Raw genomic sequence first — 16,963 nt, 5'->3', positions numbered from 1 at the left:
GTTTTGGGACAAAGACATGCTTAAAAACAAAGAAAAAGGGCCGCTTTCGCGGCCCTTTTTTATCAGTTCGGCTGTGGAACGGCAGTCCCGGTCGAAAGCTCTGTCAGACCGATATCACCTTCTACCTGATCGCTGCGGGCCATCAGGTAGAGGCCGAGCACAGAGGTCAGAACCGCGATGAACACCAGATACCAGGCATGTGCCATCGGGTTAACCGCCAGAAGCGAGGTTACGATCACCGGCGTCAGTCCACCAAAGACCGCATAGGAAATATTGTAGGAAAACGAGAGGCCCGAGAAGCGAACGGGTGCCGGGAATGCGCGCACCATCACATAAGGGACCGCGCCAACCATGCCCACCGAAAGACCCATCACCGCATAAAGCGCGAACAGAACAGGCAGGGAAACCGCCGCATAGGTGTAGAACACGAAAGTTGCAACACCGAAGAAAATGCCTGCAACCGCAAAGAAGCGGCCACTGCCAATGCGATCAACAATCGCGCCTGCGCTCACCGTTCCGAACATCAGAAACAGCGTGCCGAAGCTTGTGGCGGCAAGCGACTGCAAAGGCGTGTAACCATAAAGCTTCTGCAGGAAGGTCGCAGTCATCAATGTGGTGACGACGATGCCAGCCGACAGAATCCATGTCAGCAGCACGGAAATGATAACGCCATGCATGTGGTTGCGAAGAACAGTGCCGAGCGGCAGCTTGTCCTTAAGAAGATGGCTGTTCTTCATCTCGGTGAAGATCGGCGTTTCAGCCAACCAGCGGCGCAGGTAAACGGCGAACAGGCCGAAAACACCACCGATGAAGAACGGAATGCGCCATGCGTAACCGGCGAGTTCTTCCGGCGTGAAAATCCAGTTGATGGCGGTCGCAATCAGCGAGCCGATCATGATGCCGAGCGTCAGGCCCGAGCACAGGAAACCACACGCCATGCCAACACGATTGGCGGGAACATGCTCCGCCACAAAGGTCCATGCACCGGGGACTTCACCACCGATGGCAGCGCCCTGCAACATGCGGAAGATGATCAGCAGGATCGGCGCGCCAACACCAAGCGTTGCATAGGTTGGCAGGCAAGCCATGGCCAATGTCGAGATCGACATCAGAAACACCGAGAAAGCGAAGACGCGCTTGCGGCCAAACTTGTCGCCAAAATGCGCCAGCACGATGCCGCCAATCGGGCGCACCAGATAGCCGGCTGCGAAAATGCCAAAAGTCTGGATCAGCACCAGCCAGTCCGGCATATCCGGCGGAAAAAACAGATGTCCGATAACGCTCGCGAAAAATACAAAGATGATGAAATCATAAAACTCCAGCGCGCCGCCCAATGCCGAAAGGCCAAGGGTGCGGAAATCCTGCCGGTTTAGCGGTCGGGGATTGATGCTTGTAGGGGAGTTTGTCGATGCCATCGATTCGTTCTCTTCTGATCGGGTATCCTGATATGAAGCCCTGTTTAAGGGCTTCGGTTTAATGCGCCAATTGTGCCTTCGCTGCAAGGCTTGACTTTAAGCCAACAAAACTTATTTTAGAACTATTCTAAACTATGGATTTGAGAAATGCTCAGCCGGTTCTTCAATAATGGTCGCCGCCCCTTTGATTCACTCTCCGAACAGGAGATTCTAGCGCTCGCAATTTCGTCCGAGGAAGACGATGCGCGCATCTATCTTGCTTATGCGGATGGGCTGCGCGACGAGTTCCCGCAATCGGCGAAAATCTTCGAGCAGATGGCCGCAGAAGAGCATGAACATCGCGATGCATTGATTGAGCGGCACCGCGCACGCTTTGGCGACCGCATCCCGCTTATTCGTCGCGAACATGTCAGCGGCTATTACGAACGCAAGCCGGACTGGCTGGTACGCCCGCTTGGCATCGACAAGGTGCGCGATGCAGCAGCGCAAATGGAAGAGCAGGCCTACCGCTTTTACATTGAGGCCGCAAAACGTGTGACAGATGCACAGACCCGCAAGCTTCTGGGCGACCTGGCACAGCAGGAAAAAAAGCACGAGGCCAAGGCTGAGTCGCTTGAGAACGAACTGACGCCGAATAATGTGCAGGACGACGAGCGTGCGGCCGAACGCAAACAATTCATCCTGACCTATGTGCAGCCGGGTCTCGCGGGATTGATGGACGGTTCCGTTTCCACCCTCGCACCAATCTTCGCGGCAGCTTTCGCCACTCAGGATACATGGCAGACGTTCCTCGTCGGCCTTTCAGCCTCGGTCGGTGCGGGTATTTCGATGGGTTTCACGGAAGCCGTGCATGATGATGGCAAGCTTTCAGGCCGTGGTTCACCGATCAAGCGCGGCATTTCCTGTGGCGTGATGACGACACTGGGCGGCCTTGGCCACACCCTGCCCTATCTCATCAAGGATTTCTGGACCGCAACGAGCATCGCTGCAATCCTGGTTTTCTTCGAGCTCTGGGCCATCGCCTTCATCCAGAACCGCTATATGGAAACGCCGTTCTTCCGCGCAGCCCTTCAGGTTGTCTTCGGCGGCGCGCTTGTTCTGGCAGCAGGCATATTGATTGGTAGCGCTTAAAACTGATAAGATTTATATTTCAGTAATATATAATATATTTTTTAGTAAAATCAGTATATTGACAAATGAAAAGCGTATTTATTAAGTTTTGATTGAGTTTTCTAGGGATGGGGCATATGAAAATCATAAAAAATATAAAAGGCCGCTATTTAAGCGACCTTGTAGAGCGCCGGGGGTCCGTCACGAACTTGCGTGCTGCCGACCGTTTCCCGACGCTTCAAAATCAAATATATTGATAGAAACAGATCATGTCAAGATATCTTTCTGCTACTGAAGTAACTTCAATCAGCACATTCCTTTCAGCGCCGCGCTTAGGAACATATCTAACTATAACTCGTTCACACGCCTCTGAAGATGCCATTGAACTCCATCAGGCAACGATGAGTTTGGGCATAGCGATTATGGCCGTCACAGGACTAATCGAAGTCAGTTTGCGTAATGTAGTTTGCCATCAACTAGACAATGCACTTCAAGTAACTGGGTGGCTGAGAAATCCGCCGAAGTCGCTAAAATGGTCCGCGCTCGAAGTCTACGCAATCAAAAAGGCGGAACAACAGGCACGCAGAGCGATTTACTCTAAAATGACGAATACAGAAAAAGTAGCTTTGGATACCATAGCATTCCCCAACGGAGTGCCTGCCGGTATAAAGCATCGGAAGTTAGCAGAGAAACGTCAAGCTAGTATCCACCCCGTCTCAGATGGCCAAATCATTGCGCATTTAACGATGCACTTCTGGAAAAGGTTATTCTCTGAAAACTACGAGCAAACGCTGTGGAAAAGAGCTCTGAAAAAGATTTTTCCCAATAAAACACTTACACGCGCAATGATCGCCTCTCATCTTGAAGCTATCTATGAAGCCCGTAATCGACTTGCCCATCATGAGCCCGTGTACGGAAGGCGATTAGAAGGCATTCTGGAATCAATTGATTTTATGACGCAAAACTTTGGCAGCATGAAACCCAGCGCCGAAACGCCTTTGGCTAAACTTATTTTACCTCAGCGAGATATTCTTGCCGGGCAAGTAGCCATATTCCAAGCAACGTTTGATCGGCTCACGTAAACCGTTTGTACTTCCCCAACATAAAGGTTCGACATGGAACATAATTCCTTAAATTTGAAACGGACAACGTAAATTATGCTATTTTTTAACATGTTAGAGGATGTCGTGAAACGATGGAAACCGGGCCTTCAAAGACATCAATTGCAATACGGCCCTGCCGGGAAACGGTGACAAAACTGTTTGCCGGCACAGCCATCCAGTTGGCAGCCTCACCGTCAAGCGGCTCGGATACAACACAGATGCCGGATACACTGCCCAGCGTCGCCGTATAGAGCGTCGGCGCAAAGGCATCGGTAGCATAACGGATTGCATAAAGCTGATTGCCATCCGAAAAAGCAGCCGTCAGTCGCAAGAATGGTGGCACCCCGGCGCGCACGGCCTCTTCCACGATTGTCCCGACCATGCGCTTCATGGCTAGAACCGGATCACTTTCGAGACCAAATTCCAGCATCAGCAGAAAGATCAGCTCGGAATCCGTTGCGCCATGCTTCTGAACATAAATCTCATCGCTCAGGTGGCTTTCAAGCCTGCGGCGCAGCCGGTCAAAATCCCCGATCTGTCCATTATGCATGAAGCTCCAGCGCCCCGAGACAAACGGATGGCAGTTGGAACGACTTGTCAGCCCACCTGTTGAGGCGCGGACATGCGCAAGAAAAAGGCGCGACCGGATTTGCCGTGCAAGGCTGCGTAAATTCTGATCGGACCAGGCGGGCAAAATATCCCGATAAAGCCCCGGCTCGCTTCGATTGCCATACCAGGCGACGCCGAAGCCATCGCCATTGGTACGCGTTTTCGCTTCATGCGCGTCGTGGCTTTGCGCCACGAGCGAATGACATGGAGACGATATGATGTCTTCCAGATAGGTTTCAGGTCCGAGATAGGCGGCCCAACGACACATTTTCGATCCGGTGTTTACCGGCCCCGGTTATGAGTCCGCTCATAAAGCTGGCGAACGATTGTGCTCGCAGTCTTCTCGAACAAAAATGGCAAAATTGCATGAGTGAGTGCGGCGAAGGCTGCACAAAAAAGCTTGAATGAAAAACGGCCAGCAAAGGCCATATGCTGAAAATAGGTTTCGTCAACTGACTCAGGATGTTCAGTAAAGAGGCGCGTAATACGAGTGGTCATTGGAAATACTCCCGTCAATGAGCAATTTGTTCCCTTTTGTCCGACGCAGAAGCGCCTTACTAGAAAATCATTTTAGCAAAAACAGACGAGATGAAATCTCAATTTATCCTTGATAATTGACATTATATGAGACAATCATCCCAATATGAAGCTCACTTTAGACGAAATTGATCGCAAAATCTTGGATGAGCTGCAGATTGACGGCACCTTGTCTGTTGATTCTCTCTCCGAGCGCGTGCACCTTTCCCGCAATGCCTGCTGGCGACGGGTCAAGCGCATGGAAGACGCAGGGATCATCAAGGCGCGTGTCGCTCTGATTGATGCCGAGATGGCCGGTTGCGGCCTATCCGTCTTCATTCTGGTTCGCACATCGAGCCACGACCCCGAATGGCTCGGCAAGTTTCGCAGCGCCATGGCGCGCTTTCCGGAAATTGTCGGCGTCTACCGCATGACCGGCGATCTCGACTATGTGCTCAAAGCGCGCGTTTCCGACGTCAAAGCCTATGACCGCCTCTATCAGCGATTGATTGCCAGTGTCCCCTTATCGGATGTATCAGCGTCTTTCGTCATGGAGGAGATCAAGGAAACGACAGCCGTGCCGCTCGATACGATTTGAGTGCTGCGCGACCGTCACGCAACAGCAAGGATATCCAGATGAGCCGGTTTCACAATAAACGCATTCTGATCACAGGTGGAACGAGCGGCATGGGCTTAGCAGGTGCCCGCCGGATCATTGCTGAAGGCGGTCATGTTGTTCTGACCGGTATGAACAACGAACGAATTCACTCAGCCCGCCAGACGCTCGGTGAGAAGGCTGAAGTCATTCGCAATGACGCTGCCGATCCTGATGCAGCAAACAGTCTCGCTGAAGCCGTGAAAGCCATTGGTCCGCTTGATGGGCTTTGGCTGAATGCAGCCTTTGCTTCGCTGGGAGCGCCTGAAGAAATCACGGCTGCGGATTTCGATGCCATGATGGCAACCAATGTTCGCGGGCCAATGCTCCAACTGGCCAGCCTTTCGCCATATCTCAATCAGGGCAGCTCGGTCGTCGTCACATCGTCCAGCTCAACCTATGAAGGTGCTGCAGCCACCAGTCTTTACGCCGCAACCAAAGGTGCGGTCATTGCCATGACACGCTCCTGGGCGTCCGCGCTCGCACCCCGTGGCATCAGGGCCAACGTGATCGTGCCCGGACCAATAGAAACGAATTTCCGGCATTTCCTACCCGATGAAGCGCGAAGCGGATTTGAACGTTTTGTCGTCGATCAGGTGCCGCTCGGGCGTGCAGGTACGGCTGATGAAGCGGCAGCCGTGGCTCTTTTCCTGCTTTCTGATGACGCATCCTATGTTACAGGCAGCCAGTATGCTGTGGATGGCGGGCTCATTAAATACTGATCCATCAGCAAAAAGCATGATCCTGTGCCGCACTATCATTGCAAAACTGAAAATAGGCGGTACACCTTTCATGTGTTTTCACGTATGAGCGTCGCCAATTTAACTTCACGTAGGAAAGGCCCCCTCATGACAGCACCAACGCTCGGCATCATTCGCCTTGAACATGCGGAAGGCCTTGAACTCCCCGCTTACGAAACTTCCGGTTCGGCTGGCATGGATCTTCGAGCCGCCGTCGCCGAAGACCGCCAGATCGTACTTCTGCCGGGTCGCCGCACTCTGGTGCCAACCGGTCTCATCTTTGAAATCCCGGAAGGCTATGAAGTGCAGATCCGCCCTCGTTCGGGCTTGGCCTTCAAGAACGGCATCACCTGCCTCAACACGCCGGGCACAATCGATTCTGATTATCGTGGCGAAGTGAAGGTACTGCTCATCAACCTGAGTGACGACGATTTCCGCATCGAACGCGGTATGCGCATTGCACAGGCCGTCTTCGCGCCAGTCGTCCAGCCAAAGATCGAAGAGCGCTCACAGGTCAGCGAAACCGCACGCGGCGCTGGCGGCTTCGGTTCAACCGGCACAGCCTGATTAGGCAATCCAACCATTATGATAAAAAGCCGGAACCTCGTTCCGGCTTTTTTATATGCACTCTCTAAAGCGCCATTTTTAACAGTGCCCAAGCCTATGACCATTAGGCGCATGACAAATAATTAAGATGAATTCCTGAGTTGGTCGGCATAGATATCCGCAGAACACTATTTTTTATAATGAATTCTCAGGGGTTGCAGGGTGCTTAGATCCACCGATTCACAGGCCACGGGTCCAAAGACGACCGCATCAGGTAAACGCGCATCGCGTGGGCGTAACCGCTTGTGGGTCTGGCTGCCGATAGCGGCCATTGCCTTGGGCGCGGGCTGGTATTTCCTGAGCGGGCGAGAAGCCGGCAGCCAGAAAAGCACCTATCTGGCTGAAACCGTTGAACGCGGTAACATCGAAAACTCGATCACCGCAGTCGGCACCCTGAGTGCGCTGCGCAGCATCAATGTTGGCGCGCAGGTCTCGGGACAGCTGAAAAGCGTCAAAGTTGAGATCGGCGACGAGGTCAAGCAGGGCGATCTGATTGCCGAAATCGACCCGTCACCCTTTGAAAAGAAGGTCGAGATTGCCAGTGCACAGCTCGATAATCTCAAGGCACAGCTTCTGAGCAAGCAGGCGCAGCTGACATTGAAAAAGTCCAATGCCGCTCGCCAGCGCTCGCTGCTTGCGACCCGCAACGCATCGCAATCGACCATCGATCAGGCCGATGCCGATCTCGCCATGGCGGAAGCCGATGTGAAAGCCCTGAGCGCGCAAATCCGTCAACAGGAAGCACAGCTCGCCAGCGACAAGGTCGATCTCGGCTACACCAAGATCTACAGCCCGATGGTCGGCACCGTCGTCGATCAGAGCGCCAAGGAAGGCGAAACGCTCAACGCAGTGCAGAGCGCACCGACAGTTGTCACAGTCGCTGACCTCAAGGTCATGACCGTTGAAGCACAGGTTTCGGAAGCCGATATCAGCAAGTTGAAGCCCAATATGCCGGTCTACTTCACATTGCTCGGTCAACCAGACAAGCGCTTTACCGGAACTCTGCGTCAGATCAAGCCTACCCCGCAGACCGACAACAACGTCGTTCTCTATTACGCGCTGTTCGACGTTCCGAACCCAACCGGCGAACTCATGATCAATATGAGCGCACAGGTCTATTTTGTTCTCGACCACGCAGACAATGTGCTGATTATTCCAACTGCCGCGCTGAACCAGAAACGCGAAGGTACCGGCAAGCCACAAACGACCGTTCAGGTCGTGGATAAGAGCGGCGCAACCGCAGAACGCGTTGTGGAAATTGGCGTTCGTAATCGCGTGCAGGCAGAGGTTAAAAGCGGCCTTGAAGAAGGCGACAAGGTGGTCGTCACATCCGCATCTGCGACGGCAGGCTCCACCCAGCGCGGCCGCAGACCGGGCGGCATGTTCTTCTGATGAGCACCGCCATGAATGACGCGCCCCTCATCAGATTGCAGGACATCCGCAAAACCTATCACAATGGCGATTTAGCCGTTGAGGTGCTGCACGGGATAACGCTCGACATCAGGGCCGGTGAATTCGTCGCCATCAAGGGTGCGTCTGGCTCCGGCAAGTCAACACTGATGAACATTCTTGGCTGTCTGGACAGCCCCAGCGGTGGGCAATATCTGCTCGATGGCGAAGACGTATCAACGCTTGATGCAGATGAGTTGGCAGCACTACGCCGCCGCACTTTCGGCTTCGTCTTCCAGAGCTACAATCTGATAGCAACATCGACCGCGCAGGAAAATGTCGAGGTTCCGGCTATCTATGCGGGTATGCCTGCCGCAGAACGTCACGAACGCGCAGCCGAGCTTCTGGGATCGCTGAAACTGGGGGACCGGCTGGACCATCGGCCCAATCAGCTTTCTGGTGGCCAGCAACAGCGCGTCTCGATTGCGCGCGCCTTGATGAATGGCGGACGCATCATTCTCGCCGATGAACCGACCGGCGCGCTCGATAGCCAGAGCGGTGAAGACGTCATGGCGCTTCTGCGTTCCATGCATGAGCAGGGTCATACGATCATCGTCATCACCCATGCGCGCGAAGTTGCGGAACGGGCTGACCGCCTGATTGAAATCCGCGATGGTCAAATCCTGTCCGACACCACCAAGCGTGAAATGCCGGATACTGATGCGCCTAAAACGCTGCAACAGATGACCCAAAGCGGCGCTGCTCATATCGCCGATATTTCTGAAGCGGTCAAAATGGCGATGCGTGCGCTGCGCGCCAATATTTTCCGCACGGTCCTGACACTGCTTGGCATTATCATCGGTGTTAGTTCGGTTGTCACCATGCTTGCAATCGGCACAGGGGCGCAGAACTCCATTCTGGATCGCATCAATGCGATGGGCACCGACCTTGTTCTCATTCGACCGTCGATGCCGGGCTTTCGGGGTTCTGGCTCCGTCGCAACACTTGTCCCGGCTGATGCCGATGCAATCCTGCAATTGCCAAATGTGAAGACAGCCGTCCCGGAAGTGACCGGCAGCGTCACCTTGCGGCGTGGCAATGTTGATTATCAATCGCAGGCCAATGGCACGGTTGCAGCTTTCTCTGAAGCAAAGTCGTGGAAAGTTACAACGGGTGACTTCATCACCGAACATGACATGGAAACCTATGCGCCGGTTGCCGTGCTTGGCTCGACTGTGGTCAAAACCCTGTTCCCTGATGGCTCGAACCCGATCGGCCAATATATCCTGATCCAGAAAATACCGTTTCAGGTGATCGGCACTCTGGAATCAAAAGGAGCAGGTTTCGGCGGTTCCGATCAGGATGACGTGGTTATCGTCCCGCTATCAACCGGCAATCTCCGGCTCTTTGGTCAGAAATATGTCCGCACCATCACGGTTCAGGTCAAAGATCCCGATCTGATCGACACGACACAGGACCAAATTCAGGAGCTTCTTGACCAGCGTCATAAGCAACGCGACACGATGATTACCAACATGTCGTCCATTCGTGACGATGCGGCAGCCATGGGCAGTACGCTCACACTGTTTCTGGGATCGGTGGCAGCAATATCGCTGCTGGTCGGCGGCATTGGCGTGATGAATATCATGCTTGTAAGCGTAACCGAACGCACCCGCGAAATCGGTGTCCGCATGGCCACAGGCGCGCGCCGGCGCGACATTCTGCTCCAGTTCATCACCGAGGCTCTTACAGTCTCTGCGATTGGCGGTGCGTTTGGCGTAATACTGGGTGTTGGTGCAGCAACCCTCATATCGCTTGCAGGCGTATCGGTAGCCTTCAGCGCAGGTCCTGTATTGCTTGCATTTACCTGTGCGTTCGCGACAGGTCTGGTATTTGGCTTCCTGCCAGCCCGAAAAGCCTCGCGGCTGTTACCGGCGGTGGCACTGTCGTCTGAATAAAACCAACTGCATCTGGAACGTAAAACGCCGGTCTGGACACAGACCGGCGTTTTTATTGAGAGATTGCGTTGCTTACTTGAAAAGCAATGGCAGAGTAATCGGCATACGCGCTTTCGCCATTGCTGCAGGAGGTGCAGGAACCGGAGAGGCGCGGCGCGCAGCTTCCAGTGCCATCTGATCCACAGTTGGATCGCCCGATGACCCTGCAAGGCGCGCAGACAGCACGTTGCCCGACGGATCGATGACGAAAGTAACCTGCACCAGCCCCTTGGAATTTCTGCTCGCCTTACGCTGCAAGAACCGTACATTACGCGCCATATGGGCTTGCAGCTTGGAGGTCCACTTGGCGGAACTCACACCGGCTGAGGCATTATTCTCACCACGGCGATTGGCTGCAGCCCTGGCGCCGTTATCGGCATCCATACGCGGAGCGCTGGCCTGTCTGGTTTCCTTGGCCTTTTCAGCCTTCTTGGGCTTGGGTTTTTCAACCTTCTGCACCGGCTTAGGCTTTTCAGGCTTAGGCTTTTCAACTTTCTTTTCAGGCTTTGGTTCAGGCTTTTCAATCGGCAGCGGCACGGCCACTTCCGGCTTAGGCGCTTCAACCACATCCGGAACAACTTCTTCAGGTTCCTGAACAGGTTCTGGCTCAGGCTCCGGTTCCGGTTCCTTGATTTCTTCAGGTACAGGCTCAGGCTCGACCTGCTCTTCAGGCTCGGCAGCGGTTTCCTGCTGCGGTGCTTCTGATACCTGCTCTTCCATCGGCGCTTCGGGCTCGGGAGCAAGCTCAATCACCATCGCGGCGATCTGCGCGCCATCCGGCTGGTCTTCGTCCCTGGTCATATGCACGGCATAAGCGCCAGCCGCATGAACGCTGAGCACGATAATGCCTGCACCAAGCCAACGCCCTGCATCATGCCAAAAGGAATGATGATGGCTATCAGCCGACGCCACATTCTTTATTGGGGGATGTTCGGGCGGAAGCCTGCTCATTTTACTGCGCTCCCTGCGTCGCTGGAGCTTGTGTAGCGGGCGCTTGCGTAGCGGGAGCCGAACCATCGGGCGTCGTCGCTCCGAGTGTTTCAAGGCCTACCAGCGCAATCTTGAGATAGCCTGCTTCACGCAACAGGTTCATCACACGCATCAACTCGCCATAGCCGACATTTTTGTCGGCGCGCAGGAAGACGCGTGCTTCCTTGTTCTTTTCGGATACGACGTCGAGTTTTGGTCCAAGACCTTCACGAACCACAGTGTCGTTGCCAACGCTGATGCTGAGATCTTCTTTGAGCGTCACATAAATCGGCTTGTCAGGGCGCGGTGCAGGTGTTGCGCTCGAAGCAGGCAAGTCCACATTGATGTCAACCGTTGCCAGTGGTGCGGCAACCATGAAGATGATCAGCAGAACCAGCATGACGTCGATAAACGGCGTCACGTTGATTTCATGGTTCAGCTCCAGATCGTCGCCGCCGCCTTCGCGAATTTTGCCAGCCATATTGCTTACTCCGCAGCGTGTAGCTTGCCTTCAGACACACCAGCTGTTCTGAAGTCGAGATCACGGCTTACGAGGCGTTCAACGCCTGCCCCGGCATCAGCCAGCAGCGAGCGATAACCGGTGATGGCGCGGGCAAACACGTTATAGATCACAACAGCCGGGATAGCGGCAACGAGGCCAATAGCTGTTGCCAGCAGCGCCTCAGCGATACCAGGGGCAACAACTGCAAGGTTGGTGGTCTGTGCCTGGCTGATGCCGATGAACGAGTTCATGATGCCCCAAACAGTACCGAACAGGCCGACGAAAGGCGCGACCGAGCCGATGGTTGCAAGAACGCCCGTACCTTTGGAAAGGCGGCGGCCAGCCTTGGCTTCAATTCGCGACAGACGCGAAGAAACACGTTCTTTAAGTCCTTCGCCACCGGCGCGAGCCAGAGCAGGACCGGAGAGGCGCACTTCGTCCTCCGCCGCACGCACGAGGATTGCAGCAGGTCCTTTCGCACCTTCAAGCGAGCGAACTGCGTCTGACAGCGTTGCAGAATGTCCGATGATCTTCAAAGCGCGCTTGGCACGGCTGCGTGCGCCAGCCAGTTCTAGCGACTTGGCAACCCAGACGGTCCAGGTTGCAAGCGATGCAAGAGCAAGGCCGATCATGACCGACTTGACCACCCAGTCAGCCGCCATGAACATGCCCCAAGGCGACAGATCGTGTGGCAGTACAAATGCAGGCGCTTCTGCTGCAGGCGCAATTGGCTGCGCTGCTTCAGGCGCTGGCTGCTGTGCGGCGGCTGGTTCAGTCGCAGGCGCCGGATTGGCGGCAGGAGCCTGCGATGCAGGTTCCTGGGCAGCTGGCGCCGGGGTTGCAGGCGCTGGAGTTGCAGGCTCTTGCGCTGCAGGCGCTGGTGCCGGATTGGTCGGTGCTGGCGTTGTTGGCTCGTTTGCAGCGGGCGCTGCTGGTGCAGGACTGGTCGCAGCCGGATTATTGGTTGCAGGTTCAGACGCGCTTTGCGCAAGTGCAGAACCCGCAAATGCCAGCAGCCCCACGCCCATCGCCGCAGCCGTGAAGCCTTTTCGCCAGAAACCAGTCATTTTGATCGCCTTTTGATTGTTCAGGTCCGAGCGCGCATAACAGATGGTCCATGCAGACCGTTGCGCCGCTTGTTGGGCCTTTTCTTACCTCTCATTAACATGATGATGCAAGTCATGTTTTGAATTTAGTGACAATTTCCCGCAGTCACGAGCCCAAAATCTAGGTAGAGCACGTAAGAAATACCTATTGCATAAAAACTTCAAATCAGACGTGATATAGATAAGACGGACAGACCTGACATTTCTCATGAATTGCGCGGGTTTGCGTGAGGCTTGTGGAGGACATGCCAATGATGCTCAAGGATATTCAGGTGCTCGAAAATGCAGCACGCACAGCCATGGCAGGCAATGAAGATCCAATGCCTGTGCAGCAGCGCCTGCTCAAGCCAGCGCATTACGGTCTTGCAGTCATCACGATCCTCGGTGCTGCTTACCTGCTCTTCGCTTGATTAAAGCATTTCCAGCAAAAGTGCGAAGCGGTTTTGCGTCGGATAATGCTTAGAAACAAAAAGATAAAGCGGTTTCAATGATTCCTATTAAATGGAACCACTCTCAGTGAGCGCATCTGACGATATTTACCATGACTGATAGAAGGTCGTGCATTGAGTTGCTGTTGCGCCTCTTTGCATGCAACCATTGGGCCTGACCAACGTTATATTGGCTGAACAACAGATGTTGCAGACCAGTGATCGAACAGGAGGCCTGACATGGCGCGCGGAACAACCAATACGCGTAAGATCGAGGAAAAGATCGAAGAAGCACTGACCGATTCGACAACCGAAGACCTTCAGGCTCAGGTCGAACAGCTCAAAGAAGATATCGCAGCCATTGCTGCAACCCTGGCAAATCTCGGCACGCAGACGGTTCGCGACGCCAAGCGCACGGCCAAGGAAACCTATAAAAGCGCATATCATCAGAGCGAAGATGTTGTCGGCGACTTGAAGAACAAAGCGCAGGACGTCGAAGCTCAGCTTACTGAAACCATCCGCGAACGCCCGATTGCATCGATAGCGACAGCACTTGGCGTCGGCTATCTTCTTGCGCTCCTCTCGCGCCGCTGATCCGCGCCATGCTGAAACTTCTCGCGCCAGTCGTGGCATCCCTTGCCGGTGAAGAGCTGAAGCTCCTCACCGGACGCGCCAAGCGCGCCGCTATTTTCGGTGCGGCAATCGCTGTTTTCGGCCTTATCGCGGTGGTGTTTCTTTGTGTTGCTGCTTTTCTGGCGCTTGCAGAGAATTACGGTGGCCCGATTGCAGCGCTCATTCTGGCGGGCTTGTCGCTGATCCTCGCTCTGCTCATTCTCGCAGTTCTGAAAATTCAGGCTGCAGCTGAGGAGAAGAAGCGCAAACAACGCATCGAAGCAGATAAGTCGGCTTTGATGGCCACTGCAGCCATCGCAACTGTGCCTTCGATTTTGAAACGGCCGATTTTGGCAGTCGCATTACCACTTGCAGGTATTGCTTTGGTTAGTCTGCTTTCAGACAAAAAGAAGCGCAAATAATATCGGACGGCTATGGTCGATAATAGCCATAGCCGTCTTCTTCATTGCTAATCAATTTTACTTTGCTGCGTCGTCGGATTTCACATTTGCGAGGGATGCGAGCCGCACGATCACGCGCGTGCCTGAGCCGTTCTCAGCCAAAGCATAGACCGGCTTTTCGCCAAACTGCATACAGAGCTGCTCGACAACCAGCGTTCCGAGACCCGTCTGTTCCTTAACATCCGCCGTGCTGTTCTTCTGCCAGCCCACGCCGTTATCCTCTACGATCAGCGCAGGGGTTCCGGTATCGTCATCCAGCGTGAAGCTTACGGAAATCTCACCTTCGGAACGCCCCTTGAAGGCGTGCTTGACGGCATTGGTTATAAGCTCGCCCAAAATGATGCCGATGGTGGTGACATCTCGCGCCTTGAGATCAAGCGGTGCAAAATCCGTATGGAAGCTGATCTTGCGGTCCTCGCCAATGGCATTGCGAATATCTTCGATAACAGTCTCGAGGAATTCATCGACACGGGTCGATTCCATATCTTCGCCAAGCCTTAGCCTGCGATGCGCCGTCGAAACGGTCTGAACTCGGTCGCGTGCGGCAGACAGCGCAGCGCGTGCTTCTTCGCTCTGTGTCTGGCGCAATTGCAGCCCAAGCAGTGACGACACTGTTGCCAGCGAATTGCCGATGCGATGATTGGAATCCTGCAACAAAATCTCGACGCGCTTGCGCTCGTGTTCAGCGATTGCGCGTTCCTGTTCCAGTTCCATCGTCCGTTCTCTCACACGCTCTTCAAGAAGCTCCTTCTCCGAGCGCAACACAGTCTGCCCTTCGATGAGGGCGCGCGCTGTACGCTGAACGCGTGTGAAAAGCAAAAAGCCCAGCATGACAGCCGAGATCAGCGCAACGATCGACGCAGCGGTCATCCAGTAGCGCATCCGATCAATATGCGCGTTGCGTTCAGCCAGTTCACGTTCTTCGATATCAATAAACTGGGAAACGGTATCGGAGAGCTGGTCCATGAGGATTTTGCCCTCATCACCCCTCACCTTGTTGATCGCCTCCTGCACCTTACCGGCCTTGGCAAGATTGATCGTTTCACGCACGTCATCATGCGCGCGCTCGACCAGCGCTTTTATCTTTCGAACACGAGCATCCTGCTGCGGATTGTCCTGCGTCAGCGCCGCAAGGTCGGACATGGTCTGATCGATGTTCACGATAGAGCGCTGATACAGTTCAAGATAGGTATCATCGAGCGTCAGAAGATAGCCGCGCCGGCTCATCTCGATGTTATAAGCAATTCTGGTCACGCGTCCGACTTGCTCACGCAGCTCGAAATTCTTCGATATATCAACGACCTGACTGTTAACGCCGGAAGAAAGAAACAGCGTTATCAATGCCGAAAGCAAAACCAGACTGAGCGACACGATAAGAGCAATCGGTCGCCATGACGGCTTAATAACACGGTTTGAAAAGGCTGCTGGCAAAGGTCGGTCCACGATAAATCTAATAGAGCATTTCCTGCTTTGATTGGATCATTGAAAATGCTCGATCCGTTTGTTTTTACGCGCATCTTGCTCCGAAAACCGCGCCGCACTTTTCGGAATGCGCTTTAAGCTTTGGCCTCGCGTTTCAGGCATCCCTATCCGGTCCGCACGTCAACGTTTTGAAGCTGCAAACCAGCGCCAGAGAGCGTGAACGTTCTCTGGCGCTGGTATAGTTAACAAATATTAGCAAAGCGAAATCTTCAAGTCGATAAAGCCTAGAGGCCGTTTTTAGTTCCAACATTTGCTCAGCGCATGAGCCGCAGGAGGCAAATGTTGAAGTCAGACGACGACTGTCAGGCAAAACTTCTCAAAGTTACGCGAGAGGAATCGGCATCCGGACCATAATCGCCATCGCCTTCAATCTTCAAAATCTCTTGCAGACGCGTACGGGCGCGGCTCACACGGCTCTTGATTGTGCCAACAGCACATCCGCAAATCTCTGCAGCTTCCTCATAGGCAAAACCCGATGCGCCAATCAGAATAATGGCTTCGCGCTGGTCATCCGGCAACTGTTCAAGAGCTGCCTTGAAATCCTGCAGATCAAGCGTGCCATATTGGGAAGGATGCACTGCAAGCTGTTCGCTGAAGATACCATCCGTATCTTGCACTTCGCGACCACGCTTACGCATCTGCGTGTAGAATTCATTGCGCAGAATTGTAAACAGCCAAGCCTTCATGTTGGTGCCCAACTCGAAAGAATCCTGCTTGGCCCAGGCTTTCATGATTGTGTCCTGAACGAGATCGTCGGCGCGGTCATGCTTACCGATCAACGATACTGCAAACGCGCGCAAGCTCGGCAAGGACGCGAGCAGTTCGCGCTTGAACTGCGCCAACTCCTCAGCCGACGGAACCAGTGTTCTGCTCACGCATACTCTCCTGTTCAACCTGATCGAGTTTTTCCAGCAAATCCAGAAAACGATCCGGAATGGTCTCGTCCTGTATCGAAGTATAAAGCGCTTTTAGTTTGAGACCCACTTCGCAGTTCGGACCCAAAATGTCCTTCCGGACGCGCCCGTTAAGCCGTAACCCAGCCCCGTTCGCATGAAGGTTTTTCTTTTCAGTCATCTCTAATTAAATCCAGGCATCAAGCCATGTTCCACTGTTACCAAGCCCCTGCTCGACAGCCTAAATGCACCCGATCTCAAAAAGTTCCCTAATTTATCGCATCTGCATGGAACTTTTTTAAATCCGTGGCGTTTTGAGTACCATAATGCCGCGCTCTATAACATTCTCCAGAAACTTTCGGGTTTCAGC

The 16,963-nt window shown here is 54.0% G+C and carries 18 protein-coding genes and 1 pseudogene; 10 read left to right on the top strand and 9 right to left on the bottom strand.

The window, feature by feature from the left end; genetic code table 11:
* Positions 1 to 62 precede the first annotated feature (62 nt).
* The gene (locus tag RT142_RS23440; protein WP_039860153.1) at positions 63 to 1,415 is read right to left on the bottom strand and encodes an MFS transporter; all 1,353 of its coding nucleotides are present in this window, start codon (positions 1,413 to 1,415) and stop codon (positions 63 to 65) included.
* A gap of 147 nt (positions 1,416 to 1,562) precedes the next feature.
* On the opposite strand from RT142_RS23440, the gene mbfA reads away from it, so the two are divergent.
* Positions 1,563 to 2,546, top strand: a complete 984-nt coding sequence (gene mbfA / locus RT142_RS23435) for an iron exporter MbfA (protein WP_113497796.1) — start codon at positions 1,563 to 1,565, stop codon at positions 2,544 to 2,546.
* Between the two features lie 248 nt (positions 2,547 to 2,794).
* Entirely contained in the window at positions 2,795 to 3,607 is an 813-nt protein-coding gene (locus RT142_RS23430; protein WP_112807779.1) for an Abi family protein, read from the top strand.
* A gap of 85 nt (positions 3,608 to 3,692) precedes the next feature.
* On the opposite strand, the gene RT142_RS23425 is transcribed toward RT142_RS23430, so the two are convergent.
* Entirely contained in the window at positions 3,693 to 4,505 is an 813-nt protein-coding gene (locus RT142_RS23425) for a class II glutamine amidotransferase (protein ID WP_112807782.1), read from the bottom strand.
* Positions 4,506 to 4,519: 14 nt separating this feature from the next.
* Positions 4,520 to 4,735 (bottom strand): DUF6356 family protein, encoded by a 216-nt coding sequence (locus RT142_RS23420; protein WP_105542613.1) that lies wholly within the window; start codon positions 4,733 to 4,735, stop codon positions 4,520 to 4,522.
* A 145-nt stretch (positions 4,736 to 4,880) separates the two neighbouring features.
* Here RT142_RS23420 and RT142_RS23415 point away from each other — a divergent pair, with 145 nt between their 5' ends.
* The 5 genes from RT142_RS23415 to RT142_RS23395 all read left to right on the top strand — a co-directional run bounded on the left by RT142_RS23415 (position 4,881) and on the right by RT142_RS23395 (position 10,101).
* Positions 4,881 to 5,351, top strand: a complete 471-nt coding sequence (locus RT142_RS23415; RefSeq protein ID WP_200637463.1) for an Lrp/AsnC family transcriptional regulator — start codon at positions 4,881 to 4,883, stop codon at positions 5,349 to 5,351.
* A 38-nt stretch (positions 5,352 to 5,389) separates the two neighbouring features.
* Complete coding sequence (locus RT142_RS23410; RefSeq protein ID WP_200637460.1) at positions 5,390 to 6,130, top strand: SDR family oxidoreductase; 741 nt, start codon at positions 5,390 to 5,392, stop codon at positions 6,128 to 6,130.
* 126 nt (positions 6,131 to 6,256) lie between these two features.
* Positions 6,257 to 6,715, top strand: coding sequence for a dUTP diphosphatase (gene dut / locus RT142_RS23405; protein ID WP_007876514.1), 459 nt, complete (start codon positions 6,257 to 6,259; stop codon positions 6,713 to 6,715).
* Positions 6,716 to 6,916: 201 nt separating this feature from the next.
* Positions 6,917 to 8,146 (top strand): efflux RND transporter periplasmic adaptor subunit, encoded by a 1,230-nt coding sequence (locus RT142_RS23400; RefSeq protein ID WP_064321028.1) that lies wholly within the window; start codon positions 6,917 to 6,919, stop codon positions 8,144 to 8,146.
* The gene (locus tag RT142_RS23395) at positions 8,146 to 10,101 is read left to right on the top strand and encodes a MacB family efflux pump subunit (RefSeq protein WP_064321029.1); all 1,956 of its coding nucleotides are present in this window, start codon (positions 8,146 to 8,148) and stop codon (positions 10,099 to 10,101) included. The genes RT142_RS23400 and RT142_RS23395 overlap by 1 nt, the downstream gene beginning before the upstream one ends.
* Positions 10,102 to 10,173: 72 nt before the next feature.
* Here RT142_RS23395 and RT142_RS23390 read toward each other — a convergent pair whose 3' ends face one another.
* The 3 genes and pseudogenes from RT142_RS23390 to exbB all read right to left on the bottom strand — a co-directional run.
* Positions 10,174 to 11,091 (bottom strand): energy transducer TonB, encoded by a 918-nt coding sequence (locus tag RT142_RS23390; protein ID WP_064321030.1) that lies wholly within the window; start codon positions 11,089 to 11,091, stop codon positions 10,174 to 10,176.
* Between the two features lies 1 nt (position 11,092).
* Positions 11,093 to 11,590 (bottom strand): TonB system transport protein ExbD, encoded by a 498-nt coding sequence (exbD, locus tag RT142_RS23385; protein WP_007876518.1) that lies wholly within the window; start codon positions 11,588 to 11,590, stop codon positions 11,093 to 11,095.
* A 5-nt stretch (positions 11,591 to 11,595) separates the two neighbouring features.
* Positions 11,596 to 12,309, bottom strand: a pseudogene (gene exbB, locus RT142_RS23380) (tonB-system energizer ExbB); the annotation flags it as partial.
* A 659-nt stretch (positions 12,310 to 12,968) separates the two neighbouring features.
* Here exbB and RT142_RS23375 point away from each other — a divergent pair.
* From RT142_RS23375 to RT142_RS23365, 3 genes are all read left to right on the top strand, one after another.
* Complete coding sequence (locus RT142_RS23375) at positions 12,969 to 13,127, top strand: hypothetical protein (RefSeq protein WP_167377097.1); 159 nt, start codon at positions 12,969 to 12,971, stop codon at positions 13,125 to 13,127.
* A 258-nt stretch (positions 13,128 to 13,385) separates the two neighbouring features.
* Positions 13,386 to 13,739 carry a YqjD family protein gene (locus RT142_RS23370; protein ID WP_007876524.1) on the top strand — a complete coding sequence of 118 codons (354 nt, stop codon included), beginning with the start codon at positions 13,386 to 13,388 and terminating at the stop codon, positions 13,737 to 13,739.
* An 8-nt stretch (positions 13,740 to 13,747) separates the two neighbouring features.
* Entirely contained in the window at positions 13,748 to 14,179 is a 432-nt protein-coding gene (locus RT142_RS23365; RefSeq protein ID WP_007876533.1) for a phage holin family protein, read from the top strand.
* A 57-nt stretch (positions 14,180 to 14,236) separates the two neighbouring features.
* On the opposite strand, the gene RT142_RS23360 is transcribed toward RT142_RS23365, so the two are convergent.
* The 3 genes from RT142_RS23360 to RT142_RS23350 form a co-directional block, all read right to left on the bottom strand.
* The gene (locus RT142_RS23360) at positions 14,237 to 15,649 is read right to left on the bottom strand and encodes a sensor histidine kinase (protein ID WP_194780472.1); all 1,413 of its coding nucleotides are present in this window, start codon (positions 15,647 to 15,649) and stop codon (positions 14,237 to 14,239) included.
* Between the two features lie 353 nt (positions 15,650 to 16,002).
* Positions 16,003 to 16,575, bottom strand: a complete 573-nt coding sequence (locus tag RT142_RS23355; protein WP_007876535.1) for an RNA polymerase sigma factor — start codon at positions 16,573 to 16,575, stop codon at positions 16,003 to 16,005.
* Positions 16,547 to 16,774: a NepR family anti-sigma factor gene (locus RT142_RS23350; RefSeq protein ID WP_007876536.1), complete on the bottom strand. Its 228-nt coding sequence runs from the start codon at positions 16,772 to 16,774 to the stop codon at positions 16,547 to 16,549. Before RT142_RS23350 ends, RT142_RS23355 begins: the two co-directional genes overlap by 29 nt.
* Positions 16,775 to 16,963 lie beyond the last annotated feature (189 nt).

The sequence above is a fragment of the Brucella sp. genome (genome assembly GCF_032066345.1).
In the GTDB taxonomy this organism is placed as follows: domain Bacteria; phylum Pseudomonadota; class Alphaproteobacteria; order Rhizobiales; family Rhizobiaceae; genus Brucella; species Brucella pseudogrignonensis.
Note: the sequence above shows the minus strand (reverse complement) of the source record. Positions and strands in the feature narration are given on the sequence as shown.

Coding starts and splice junctions, on each gene's coding strand:
- mbfA (WP_113497796.1), top strand. CDS start 1,563: ATGCTCAGCCGGTTCTTCAATAATGGTCGCCGCCCCTTTGATTCACTC.
- RT142_RS23440 (WP_039860153.1), bottom strand. CDS start 1,415: ATGGCATCGACAAACTCCCCTACAAGCATCAATCCCCGACCGCTAAAC.
- RT142_RS23365 (WP_007876533.1), top strand. CDS start 13,748: ATGCTGAAACTTCTCGCGCCAGTCGTGGCATCCCTTGCCGGTGAAGAG.
- RT142_RS23350 (WP_007876536.1), bottom strand. CDS start 16,774: ATGACTGAAAAGAAAAACCTTCATGCGAACGGGGCTGGGTTACGGCTT.
- RT142_RS23420 (WP_105542613.1), bottom strand. CDS start 4,735: ATGACCACTCGTATTACGCGCCTCTTTACTGAACATCCTGAGTCAGTT.
- RT142_RS23415 (WP_200637463.1), top strand. CDS start 4,881: ATGAAGCTCACTTTAGACGAAATTGATCGCAAAATCTTGGATGAGCTG.
- RT142_RS23430 (WP_112807779.1), top strand. CDS start 2,795: ATGTCAAGATATCTTTCTGCTACTGAAGTAACTTCAATCAGCACATTC.
- RT142_RS23425 (WP_112807782.1), bottom strand. CDS start 4,505: ATGTGTCGTTGGGCCGCCTATCTCGGACCTGAAACCTATCTGGAAGAC.
- RT142_RS23395 (WP_064321029.1), top strand. CDS start 8,146: ATGAGCACCGCCATGAATGACGCGCCCCTCATCAGATTGCAGGACATC.
- RT142_RS23390 (WP_064321030.1), bottom strand. CDS start 11,091: ATGAGCAGGCTTCCGCCCGAACATCCCCCAATAAAGAATGTGGCGTCG.
- RT142_RS23410 (WP_200637460.1), top strand. CDS start 5,390: ATGAGCCGGTTTCACAATAAACGCATTCTGATCACAGGTGGAACGAGC.
- RT142_RS23370 (WP_007876524.1), top strand. CDS start 13,386: ATGGCGCGCGGAACAACCAATACGCGTAAGATCGAGGAAAAGATCGAA.
- RT142_RS23375 (WP_167377097.1), top strand. CDS start 12,969: ATGATGCTCAAGGATATTCAGGTGCTCGAAAATGCAGCACGCACAGCC.
- dut (WP_007876514.1), top strand. CDS start 6,257: ATGACAGCACCAACGCTCGGCATCATTCGCCTTGAACATGCGGAAGGC.
- exbD (WP_007876518.1), bottom strand. CDS start 11,590: ATGGCTGGCAAAATTCGCGAAGGCGGCGGCGACGATCTGGAGCTGAAC.